Genomic DNA, 10,434 nt, shown 5'->3' with positions numbered 1-10,434 from the left:
GCTGCACCGCGCCGTTGCCTGGTTCGCCGAGCGCAACGTCACCATCGAGCGGGTGCTCTCCGATAACGGCTCGGCCTACTGTTCCCACGCCTGGAAAAACGCCTGCACCGAGCTCGGTATCACCCACAAACGGACCCGCCCCTACCGGCCACAGACCAACGGCAAAATCGAACGGTTCCACCGCACACTGGCTGACGGCTGGGCCTACGCAAAGTTCTACATCTCAGAAAGCCAACGCCGCGACGCGCTGCCAGGCTGGATCCACTTCTACAATCACCACAGGCACCACTCCGCAATCGGAGCCCCACCCATCAGCAGACTCAACAACCTGCCTGAACATCACATCTAGGCGGGCCCTCCCTGAAGCGCGAACGTACACTTGCGGCCCCGGAATCGTGGATTTTGGGGCCGCAACTGTACGCTCGCGCGTGTCCGGATTCAGCGCTGGCTACATCGACCTGGCGCACACTTTAGGATTGGCTTATGGATGTCCGCCAGCTTCAGGTGCTGCGTGAACTCGGTGAGCTCGGCAGCGTCAAGGCCGTTGCCGAGGCCATGATGGTCACGCCCTCCGCCGTCTCCCAGCAGCTCACCCTCCTCCAGCGCAGCGCAGGGGTTCCGCTCACCCGCAAGGACGGCCGGAACCTGGTGCTCACCGATGCGGGCCGCGTGCTCGCCGACGCCGGCGGGGCCGTCATCCGCGCCATGGCCGACGCGCACGCGGCGATTGGCGGCTACCACGACGACCCCGCGGGCACGGTGTCGGTCAGTGCCTTCCACAGCGCCGGGCAGGCCATCTTCGGGCGCCTGGCCGGCCGGCTCGCGGCCACGGCAGAGGACGACGGCGGCACGGGCGCCGGCGGTTCAGACGACGGCGGCACGGGCGCCGGCGGTTCAGACGACGGCGGCACGGGCGACGGCGGCACGGGCGCCGGCGGTTCAGACGACGGCGGCACGGGCGACGGCGGTTCAGACGGCGGCGGTTCAGGCACCGGCGCTGTGCCCCGCCTGCGCCTGGCCGACGAGGACGTCCCCCAGCAGGGATTTCCGGCCCTCACCGCCCGCTACGACATCGTGCTCGCGCACCGCATGGCGCACAGCGAAGACTGGCCCACGGACCGGATCCTGGTGCTGCCGCTCGCCGAGGAACCTTTCGACGTCGCGCTCCCCGCGGGGCACCCGCTGGCGGCCAAGAACTCCCTGAGCCCGTCCGACGTCGCCGGCGAAAGCTGGGTCTCCAGCCGCCCCGGCTACTCACCCGCGGACGTCCTGGCCGCCGTCGCCGCCGTGGCGAGCCGGGCACCGCACATCGCCCACCGCGTGAACGACTACGCCACCGTGGCCGCCGTGGTGGCGGGCAGCGGCGTCCTGGGCCTGCTGCCCCGGCACACCGCCGCCGCCGCGGCCCTCTCGCAGGGCGTGGTCCTCAGGCCGCTCGAAGGCATCGCCACCCGGCGCCGGATCGACATGCTGATCCGCCCGGAAAACGCCCGCCGCCAGGCCGTCCAGCGGGTTGCTCAGCTACTGCGGGAAGTCGTGGACGAGCTCGTCTCCTCCCCCGGATAAGCGCAGCTCAACTGCTGGGCACGGATGCCGGCTGGCCGCTTTCGAAGTACGCCACCAGCCCGGCCGGGAGCGCCGGCACTTCCCGGGCACCGCCGTCGGACCGCAACGACTCGGCAGCCAGCACGCCGGCGGCCACCGCCTGCCGGGCGGCGACGGGCGAGGTCTGCGTCGGACCGCCGTCGGACGCGAAACGCAGGAACTCGGCGATCAGGCGCGGGTCCGCCCCGCCATGCCCGCCTTCGCCGTCCTGGATGGTGAAGGTTTCGTCCGGCTCCGCATATCCCGGGGTGCGCTTGGTCCAGAGGCCGATCCGCTCCCCCGACCCGTCGCCGAAGTTCTCGATCCGGCCCTTGGTGCCGATCACTGTGTAGTTCCGCCAGTAGTCCGGGGTGAAGTGGCACTGCTGGTAGGAGGCCAGCACGCCATTGTCCAGCACCATGTTCATCATGGAGATGTCCTCGACGTCGATCCGCTCGGCCAGCCCATGCTGCTCGGTGGGCGGCCAGTTCTCCAGCGAGAACCACTCGCCCATGCGCTTGGTGCTGTTGTCACTGCGGTCCGTCACCTTGCCGTACACCGCGAGCTCGCCGACGGCGGACACGCGCCTGGCGTAGCCGCCGGCCAGCCAGTGGATGACATCGATGTCGTGCGCGCCTTTCTGGAGCAGCAGCGAGGTGACGTTCTTCCGCTCGGAGTGCCAGTCCTTGAAGTAGTAGTCCCCGCCGTGGCCCACGAAGTGCCGGCACCACACCGCCTTGACCTCGCCGATCCGGCCCTGTTCGATCAGCTCGCGCATCTGGACCACCACCGGCATGTGGCGCATGTTGTGGCCCACGTAGAGGCGGGTGCCGCTTTCGTAGGCGGCCTGCAGGATCGAGTCGGCGGCCTCGATGGTGATGTCCAGCGGCTTTTCGCAGAAGGTGGGAATGCCCGCCTTGAGCGTGCGGACGGCGACGGCGGCGTGCTGGTTGTCCGGGGTCAGCACCAGGACCGCGTCGATACCGCTGTCGATCAGTTCCTGAAGCTCACCGGTCACCCTTGCGGTAGGGATGCGCGCCGCGGCATCGGCCCGGCCGCGTTCACTGGTGTCGCAGACGATGGTCACCTCCGATCCCTGCCCCGGCTTGTGCGCGTGGCGCCACAGCCCTGCGCGCAGGCCGAAGCCCACCACGCCGATCTTCAAGTCTTCGCTTCCCATGTGTTTTCGTGCTTCTTTCTGTTCTCAGTAAAGTCTGTTGGCCGCACTGCGGTGCGGGGCCGATTCCCTGACGAAGAGCTGCCAGGGGAAGTCCAGTACTTCCGGGACTTGTGTGCCGCCGTCGACGGCCCGCTTCAGCAGGAGCCGGGCCACCCGATCGAAGAAGTCCACCGGACCCACCGTGCTCAGCGAGGGGGACATCCGCTCCCCCTCGATGGCGTTGCCGACGCCGATGATGTCCACGTCCCGGCCGACCGTCAGCCCGAGCCGCTGGGCGGCGTTGATGGCGCTGACGGCGGCATAATCCGTGGTGGCGTACAGCGCCGTGGGGCGGTCGTCGCGGCCGAGCAGCCGCATGGTGGCCGCGTAGGCTCCCGCTGTGGTGCCGTCGAAGGCGCCCACGTAGTCCTCGTTGAGGTCGATCCCCGCCGCGGCGAGCGCGGAAGTGTAGGCCTCATAGCGTCGCCCGGCCGGAGGCCGCTCCCCACGGACGGGCACCACGCAGCCCACCTTGCGGTGGCCTGCCAGCAGGTGCTCCACCGCGAGGGTACAGCCGGGGCCGGCGACGGAGCGGATGACGTCGAAGCCTGCGGCCTCGAGCTGCTCGTCGAACACCACCAGCGTGGTGCCGCGGGCGGCAAGGCCTTCGAGGGGCTTTCGCTGTTCAGGCGTGACGGCGTCCACGAAGACGGCGTCGGCGTCGTGGCTCTGGAGCACCTTCACCCAGTCCGCGTCGCCGAGGATCAGCGGCGTGATCCCCAGGGGCGCGGCCGCCTTCTGCACGGCCTCGATGACGGACAGGGACCAGGGGTCCGACAGCATGGTCAGGGACAGGATCACGGTGTTGGTCCGCCCGGTGCGGATGGCCCGCGCCGCTTGGTTGGGCCGGTAGCCCAGCCGTTCGGCCGCGGCGCGCACCCGCTCCACGGTGATATCCGAAACCCCGGGCCCGCCCTCGCCGCGGCGGCCGGACATCACGTAGGACACCGTTGCCGTGGAGACTCCTGCTTCCGCCGCGACCATGCGGATGGTCGGACGTATCCCGCTGCCTGCCGTCCTTGCCATGTGCTCCCCCTTCTGCTGTGTTAGAGCCCCAGTTTGCCGTGTCGTGCCCGGCTAGGCGCGGAAGACCGGGACGTCGGACGGCAGTGCCGCCTGGTACTCGTCGCGGATCTTGTCGCCGCCCCCGGACTTCCAGCGCTTGACGGCGGCGTCCAGCTCGGACATCTTGGCGCGCCCGGTGATGATGTCCACCACTTTGTCCCGCAGCTGCTTGGTGATCTTGGCGCCCACCTTGGAGTTGGTGTCCGAGTAGGTTCCGTTGGTGGGATTGCGCCAGGCAAGTTCGAGGAGCTTCTTCTGCTGCTCGTTGACATACCGGGTGTCGTCGTCGAAGCCTGGGTTGAAGACCACGTTCTCCGGGCTGGACATGATGTTCAGCGCCGAGACCAGGCCCGGCAGGTTGGTGCTGCCGGACTCGGTGAGCTGGGGGTTGCCCTGGCCGTCAAGGGAGTAGTCCTTGCCGGCCTCGCCGAAGTTCTTCTGCATGTACTCCACGGTTCCGAAGGGGGCGGAGAGGTAGTTGATGAGGGCGAGCAGTTCACGGATCTTGCCTTCATCGGCCTTCTTGAACGGGGTGAAGCCGACGGTGCCGTAGCCCATGTCGTAGGTGGGCTTGACCTTGCCGTCCGCGCTGAACGGAACGAGGATGTCGAACGCCTGGTCCTTGTTGAAGGCGCGGTAGGCCTTGATGTCGTGCGGACCCACCAGCACCTGCCCGGCAACGCTGCCGTTGGCCACCCGGTTGCGGATGTCCGGCACGTTCGTGTCCGGGTAGAAGACACCGGCCGCGAACAGCTTGGCCGTGAACTCGACGCCGGCCGCGTATTCCGGGGTCTCGAACAGGTGCGTCAGGCTTCGGTCCTTGTTGACGGCCCAGGAGTTGGGCGCGCCGAACCATTCGGTGACCATGTGCAGGACGTTCACGTAGGCCGGTTCCAGGGCGTACTTGCGCTCCGCCGGCCGGGTGAGCTCCTTGGCCTTGTCCAGGAATTCATCCGCCGAGGCCGCGTTCAAGCCGCCCACCTTCTCCCAGACGTCGCGGCGGCCGGACATGATCTGTCCGAACGGCGTGCTCGGGATGGGGGCACCCCAGATCTTGCCGTTCACGACGGCGGTCTTCCAGGAATCGGGCTTCAGTGCGGCAAGGTTGGGGTACTCGAGCACGGCGTCGCCGGAGAGGTATTTGGTGAGGTCCTGGAACTTGGCCTCCAGCATGGGGCCGACATTGGGGATGCCCTGGTTCGGCGGGACCCACATCATGTCCGGCAGGTCGTCGCTGGCCAGCACGGTGGCGAACTTGGCCGGGTAGCCGTCGCCGATGTCCTCGGCGATCTGCAGTTCCAGTTCGCCGCCGAGCTTGGCGTTGAGCCGCTGCCAGAAGGGGTTGTCCTTCATGCCCGGGCTCATGGTTTCGAAGGTTTCGGTGAGGCCGGTGACCTTGCCCTTGAGCGGGGCTTCCTTGACCGAGGTGACGCCTTCGGGCAGCTTGAAGAATGCCGCCTGCAGGCCCTTGGAGTTGCCCGGAAGGTCGGCGGTGACCCCGGTGAACTCCTTGTAGGTGGGGACCTTGACGCCGGCGGAAGCCGCGGCGCCGCCGCTGCCGCCGGAGGTGCCGCCGCCACCGCAGGCGGCGAGGCCCGCCGTCGTAACCGCAAGGCCGGCCAGGCCGAGGAAACCCCGGCGGCTGAAGCCCGGGTTAAGGGGTGATGCACTCATGTGTTCATGCCTTTCAACTGGGTATGGACAACTCGGTAAGACTCAGCCCTTCACCGCGCCGGTGAGGACGCCCTTGGTGAAGTGCTTCTGGAGGAACGGGTAGACCATCAGGATCGGGACCAGGGCCACCACCACGACGGCCATCTGGATGGACTGGCCCGGCGGCACCGAGGAGATCCCCAGGCCGTCGGCGGCGCCGGAGCCCTGGACCACGAAGTTGCGCAGCAGCAGCTGGATGGGCCACTTGCTGTGGTCGTTGATATACAGGAGGGCGTTGAAGAAGGAGTTCCAGAAGCCCACCGCGTAGAACAGCCCGACGACGGCGATCACGGCCTTGGACAGCGGCATGACGATCCGCCACAGGATGGTCCAGTCGCTGGCGCCGTCGATACGGGCACTTTCAATCAGCTCCTGCGGGATGTTCATGAAGAAGGAGCGCATCACCACGAAGTTGAAGGCCCCGAAGATGCCGGGCAGGATCAGCGACCACAGGCTGTCCAGCAGGCCGAGCTCCTTGATCATCAGGAAGGACGGGATCAGGCCCGGGGCGAACAGCAGGGTGAAGAGCACCGCGAGGACCACCGGGCGGCCGAACAGCACCGGCCGGCTGGTGGCGTAGGCCATGGTGATGGTGACGAACAGGGCGAGGATGGTGCCGACGATCGTCACGACGGCGCTGACGCCCAGGGAATTCAGGACCATGGGGCCGTTGAAGATGGTTTCGTAGGCTTCCAGGGTGGGCCGCTCGGGCCAGAGCACGAAGCCGCCGGCCTTAGCGAGTTGTTCCTTGTCCGCCAGCGAGGTGGAGACCACCAGCAGGATCGGCACGATGATCGAGGCGCTGAAGAGCACCAGGACCAGGGTCTTGATGGTCTGGTAGAGGGGCGAGGGCCGCTCCTTCCAGACCGGGCGCTTGGGGTTGTAGTTCAGTTCCTTCGGCTTGCGGCCGGGCAGGATTCTTCCCGCGGATTGTGTGATCGCCATCTGCTCAACCGACTTTCTTCGCGAAAATGCCGTCTTCGCCGAAGCGGTGGGCAAGTTTGTTGGCGGCGTAGATCAGCAGGGCGCTCACCACGCCCTTGGCCAGGCCGGCGGCGGCGCCGGAGCTCCAGCCGCCGCCCACGACGCCGGTGTAGTAGGTGAACGTGTCCAGTACTTCTGCGGCTCCCGCGCCAACCGCGTCCCGCTGCAGGATGAACTGCTCGAAGCCGACCGAGAGGATGTCGCCGATCCGCAGGATCAACAGCAGCACGATTACCGAGCGGAGTCCCGGGAGCGTGATGTGCCACATCCGGCGCCAGCGCCCGGCGCCGTCGGCCGCTGCCGCCTCATACAGGGAGGCGTCGATGCTGGCCAGCGCGGCAAGGAAGATGATCATCGCCCAGCCGGCGTCCTTCCAGATCATCTGGACCACCACCAGGACAGGGAAGGTGTCCGGGTTCGTCATGAAGGGAATCGGGTCCAGGCCGAACTGCCGCAGGGAGTTGTTGATGAATCCGGCACCGCCGAGCATCTGCTGGAACAGTGCGATCACCAGCACCCAGGACAGGAAGTGCGGCAGGTAGGCGATGCTCTGGAAGACCCGGCGCACGCGGGTGCTGATCAGCGAGTCCACGATCAGGGCCAGGACCAGCGGCACCGGGAACAGGAAAACCAGCTGCCAGGCGGCCAGGTACAGGGTGTTCCAGAACGCCCGCAGGAAGTCCGGGTTGGCGAACAGGTCCACGAAGTTCTGCCAGCCGACCCACATGCTGTCCCCGATGCCCAGGTACGGCTGGTAGTCCTGGAAAGCGATGACGTTGCCGAGAATCGGGATGTAGAAAAACAGCAGCAGGAAGGCGATGCCGGGCACCATCATCAGCAGCATCTGCTTGTCCCGGCGCAGCCGGGAACCGAAGCTTTGCTTGTGCTGGTCCCGCGGCTTGCTGCGCGTCGCCCGGCCAGGCTTCCCCTTGCCGGGCTTTCCCTTCCCGCGGCCCGGGACACGCCCTTCGGCATGTGCCGGGACGCGGTCCGCGTCCGGCAGGGCCGGAGCTGCTTCCGTCGTCGAGTTCATGCGTTCTCCTCTTGCTCATGCCGCGATGCAGTCTGGCCGGGTCGGGGACGGCTCTGCACGCCATGCGATCCGCGCTGTGATCCGCGCCACGCTCGTTAACCGTTTAACAAACCATAGGTGACGCACGCCATGTTTGCAAGATCATGATTGAAATAGATCGAAAAGGTCAGTTTTCACGCATGCGGCGGCTCCGCAGACGCGAGGGGACCCATGCCCCTATCGCGGGGCGAGCTGCTAAGCGCGGCCGCCCTGGTCGTGCACCGTCAACGTCCCGGCGAGGTCGAGGTCCGCGCCGGTGCCGTGGGCCCCGGCGTGCGCGAGGAGCGCAGCACCGAGTGCGGCGCTCCAGAACGTCCTGGCTTCGACATCGATGGGCCGCCCGAGGCTCCACCCCCGGCTGTCGACGAGCTGACTCACGAAGCGCTCCGATTGCCGGAACAGCAGATGGAGGTGCTGATCGATCACGGGGGCAAGTTCAGCTTTGGCGATTCCGCTCGCGAGTGCCCCTGCGACCGAGGGAAGAGAGGGCAGGGCGAGGACGGCGCGAGCGATGTTGCGCCGAAAAGCCGCCGCATCGGGGGCCTGGCGGCCGATTCGCTCGATCCGCCGCGTGTCGTGCAGCAGCGCGAGGAAGGCGGCGTGCACGAGTAGCGAGTCCTTTGAACCGAAGTAGTAGGTGACTTGGTTGGGGAACGCACCTGCCGCTTTTGCAATCTCGGCGACACTGAGCTGGACTCCGTGGCGCTCCCTGCCGAGCCGGGCGGCGGTCTCGATGAGTCGCCTCCGGGTCGCGCGTCCGCGCTCGAATGTCGAGGTCTCCGCCACGGGATCGGTTCGCTTCTGTGCCACCTCCCAATTGTATGTGATACAAAAGTGATGATAGTTGTATGGCATACAAGAGAGGTGTCGAAGGCATGCGAAGGAACGAAGTTGTCGTGACCGGACTTGGCGCGATCACGCCGCTCGGTGGTGACGTCGGGTCGACCTGGGAAGCCCTGCTGGCTGGTGAGTCCGGAATCCGTGGCAATGTTCTGCACGGGCAGGTCGACGGCGAACTCGCCGGCACCGTGGCCGGGACGATGGCGCTCGACCCAGCGGAGCACTTGTCCCCGGTACAGGCCAGGCGCATGGACCGCTCGCAGCAGGCCGCACTCGTCGCCGCCGCCGAGGCCTGGGCCGACGCCGGCTCCCCCGAAGTGGACCCGGAGCGGCTTGCCTCGGCGGTCGGCACCGGGATCGGCGGGATACAGACCCTGTTGAAGGAAGACGACGTTCTTGAACGCTCGGGTGCCCGGCGCGTCTCGCCGCGGACCGTCCCGATGCTCATGCCCAACGCAGCTGCTGCGCTGATCAGCATCGCCTACGATGCGCGTGCCGGAGTGTACACACCCGTCTCCGCCTGTTCATCCGGTGCCGAGGCGATCGCGCTAGGGGCCAGACTCATCCGCTCGGGCGAAGCAGACGTGGTCATCGCTGGCGGAACGGAAGCCGCCATCAGCCCGATCACGGTCGCCGGCTTCAAGCAGACCCAGGCGCTGTCGCAGTACAGCGCCGAGCCGGCTTCGGCGTCGCGACCGTTCGCCGCGGACCGCAGCGGATTCGTCCTTGCAGAAGGCGCGGCCGTCCTCGTGCTTGAAAGTGCCGAACACGCCGCTGCGCGCGGCGCACGCGTCCACGCGGTGCTCGCCGGGGCCGGGATCGCGGCAGACGCGCACCACATCACAGCCCCTGCCCCCGATGGCGGCGGTCAGATCTCCGCGATGCGGAAGGCACTCGCGCAAGCCGGCCTTGCGCCTGGCCAGATCGGGCACATCAATGCCCACGCCACCGGGACTCCGGTGGGAGACGCAGCCGAGGCCCGTGCGATCAGCGAACTATTTGGCCCCGCGACTGTGACCGCGCCCAAGGCCGCCCTCGGGCATCTCTTCGGGGCTGCCGGGGCAATCGAGGCTCTACTGGCTGTACTTAGCGTGAAACACGGCGTCGTTCCGCCCACCCGCAACCTCACCCCGGCGGGCATCGATCCCGACATCAGCCTCGACATTGCCACCGAGCTGCGGAACCTCCCTCAACACGCGGTCCTGAGCAATTCCTTCGGCTTCGGCGGGCAGAATGTTTCCCTCGTTTTCACGAGTGCGCAAGACCACAAGGCCATGGCTCATACACCTGGCAGTTCCTAGGCGTTGCCGCCCGGGTGGTGCCGACGCCCGCGGTCACCGGGCGGCATCTTGTTGAGTCCCGGGTTGTCGAGTCCCGCGGGCCAGGTCCCGGCGATGATGTGGGTGGCAGTGACCGTCGTGCCGATCTTTGTTCCGGATACCCGGACGGTGTCGCCTGCCTTCAAGTCGGACGCCTTGATGGTTTCAAGCGGGAACTTCCGGGACTCGGTGCCGGTCCCGGAGCCGGGGATCCTGGCGATGGAGGTGGAGGACGCGATCGCGTAGCTCTGGGTGAAGCCGTCGTCGCTCTTGACGGTGATGGCCGAATCGCTGACGGACTGCACAGTGCCGGTCTGCATCAGGATGGTCGTGTAGCTGCCGTCGTTGTTCTTCACGGTGACCTCGCCGTGGATCCCCCGGCCCGCGAACCCGTGGAACAGGCCGGGGAGGTGCCGGCCGTTGCCGTGCGACGGGGTGCCGGGCTGCGGGGTGGCAGGCGCCGTCGCGCCGGGACTGGGCGAGGCCGTGCCCGCAGGCGAAGCGGTCAGGTAGGAAGGGATGATCTGGCTGGCGGCCCAGACCGTGGCCGCACCGCCGCCGCTCAGGACGACGGCGATACCGCCCGCGATGAGAGCCTTGCGGACGCCCGGAGTCATGGTGGACATGGCCTGATCCTT

At 67.5% G+C, this 10,434-nt stretch carries 10 protein-coding genes; 3 read left to right on the top strand and 7 right to left on the bottom strand.

The window, feature by feature from the left end:
- Both BLP88_RS02400 and BLP88_RS18560 read left to right on the top strand, forming a co-directional pair.
- On the top strand, positions 1-349 hold a 349-nt coding region (locus BLP88_RS02400; protein ID WP_139163271.1), incomplete at its 5' end, for an integrase core domain-containing protein.
- 134 nt (positions 350-483) lie between these two features.
- Positions 484-1,566 (top strand): LysR family transcriptional regulator, encoded by a 1,083-nt coding sequence (locus tag BLP88_RS18560; RefSeq protein ID WP_084110692.1) that lies wholly within the window; start codon positions 484-486, stop codon positions 1,564-1,566.
- Positions 1,567-1,573: 7 nt separating this feature from the next.
- On the opposite strand, the gene BLP88_RS02385 is transcribed toward BLP88_RS18560, so the two are convergent.
- The 6 genes from BLP88_RS02385 to BLP88_RS02360 form a co-directional block, all read right to left on the bottom strand.
- The gene (locus BLP88_RS02385; protein ID WP_074586542.1) at positions 1,574-2,764 is read right to left on the bottom strand and encodes a Gfo/Idh/MocA family protein; all 1,191 of its coding nucleotides are present in this window, start codon (positions 2,762-2,764) and stop codon (positions 1,574-1,576) included.
- A gap of 24 nt (positions 2,765-2,788) precedes the next feature.
- Complete coding sequence (locus BLP88_RS02380) at positions 2,789-3,829, bottom strand: LacI family DNA-binding transcriptional regulator (RefSeq protein WP_074586540.1); 1,041 nt, start codon at positions 3,827-3,829, stop codon at positions 2,789-2,791.
- A 51-nt stretch (positions 3,830-3,880) separates the two neighbouring features.
- Positions 3,881-5,542, bottom strand: a complete 1,662-nt coding sequence (locus tag BLP88_RS02375; RefSeq protein WP_074586539.1) for a type 2 periplasmic-binding domain-containing protein — start codon at positions 5,540-5,542, stop codon at positions 3,881-3,883.
- A gap of 42 nt (positions 5,543-5,584) precedes the next feature.
- Positions 5,585-6,526 (bottom strand): carbohydrate ABC transporter permease, encoded by a 942-nt coding sequence (locus BLP88_RS02370; RefSeq protein ID WP_074586538.1) that lies wholly within the window; start codon positions 6,524-6,526, stop codon positions 5,585-5,587.
- Between the two features lie 4 nt (positions 6,527-6,530).
- The gene (locus tag BLP88_RS02365; protein WP_074586536.1) at positions 6,531-7,598 is read right to left on the bottom strand and encodes an ABC transporter permease; all 1,068 of its coding nucleotides are present in this window, start codon (positions 7,596-7,598) and stop codon (positions 6,531-6,533) included.
- A 234-nt stretch (positions 7,599-7,832) separates the two neighbouring features.
- Positions 7,833-8,447 (bottom strand): TetR/AcrR family transcriptional regulator, encoded by a 615-nt coding sequence (locus tag BLP88_RS02360; protein WP_074586535.1) that lies wholly within the window; start codon positions 8,445-8,447, stop codon positions 7,833-7,835.
- 65 nt (positions 8,448-8,512) lie between these two features.
- Here BLP88_RS02360 and BLP88_RS02355 point away from each other — a divergent pair, with 65 nt between their 5' ends.
- Positions 8,513-9,778 carry a beta-ketoacyl-[acyl-carrier-protein] synthase family protein gene (locus tag BLP88_RS02355; RefSeq protein ID WP_074586534.1) on the top strand — a complete coding sequence of 422 codons (1,266 nt, stop codon included), beginning with the start codon at positions 8,513-8,515 and terminating at the stop codon, positions 9,776-9,778.
- On the opposite strand, the gene BLP88_RS02350 is transcribed toward BLP88_RS02355, so the two are convergent.
- Complete coding sequence (locus BLP88_RS02350; protein ID WP_074586533.1) at positions 9,775-10,422, bottom strand: hypothetical protein; 648 nt, start codon at positions 10,420-10,422, stop codon at positions 9,775-9,777. The two genes, BLP88_RS02355 and BLP88_RS02350, sit on opposite strands and share 4 nt — an antisense overlap.
- Positions 10,423-10,434: the final 12 nt, after the last annotated feature.

The sequence above is a fragment of the Arthrobacter cupressi genome, from assembly GCF_900099975.1.
Classification (GTDB): Bacteria; Actinomycetota; Actinomycetes; order Actinomycetales; family Micrococcaceae; genus Arthrobacter; species Arthrobacter cupressi.
Note: the sequence above shows the minus strand (reverse complement) of the source record. Positions and strands in the feature narration are given on the sequence as shown.

Bases quoted from the DNA above. Each gene is read 5' to 3' on its own strand.
- BLP88_RS18560 (WP_084110692.1), top strand. From the start codon at position 484: ATGGATGTCCGCCAGCTTCAGGTGCTGCGTGAACTCGGTGAGCTCGGC.
- BLP88_RS02385 (WP_074586542.1), bottom strand. From the start codon at position 2,764: ATGGGAAGCGAAGACTTGAAGATCGGCGTGGTGGGCTTCGGCCTGCGC.
- BLP88_RS02380 (WP_074586540.1), bottom strand. From the start codon at position 3,829: ATGGCAAGGACGGCAGGCAGCGGGATACGTCCGACCATCCGCATGGTC.
- BLP88_RS02375 (WP_074586539.1), bottom strand. From the start codon at position 5,542: ATGAGTGCATCACCCCTTAACCCGGGCTTCAGCCGCCGGGGTTTCCTC.
- BLP88_RS02370 (WP_074586538.1), bottom strand. From the start codon at position 6,526: ATGGCGATCACACAATCCGCGGGAAGAATCCTGCCCGGCCGCAAGCCG.
- BLP88_RS02365 (WP_074586536.1), bottom strand. From the start codon at position 7,598: ATGAACTCGACGACGGAAGCAGCTCCGGCCCTGCCGGACGCGGACCGC.
- BLP88_RS02355 (WP_074586534.1), top strand. From the start codon at position 8,513: ATGCGAAGGAACGAAGTTGTCGTGACCGGACTTGGCGCGATCACGCCG.
- BLP88_RS02350 (WP_074586533.1), bottom strand. From the start codon at position 10,422: ATGTCCACCATGACTCCGGGCGTCCGCAAGGCTCTCATCGCGGGCGGT.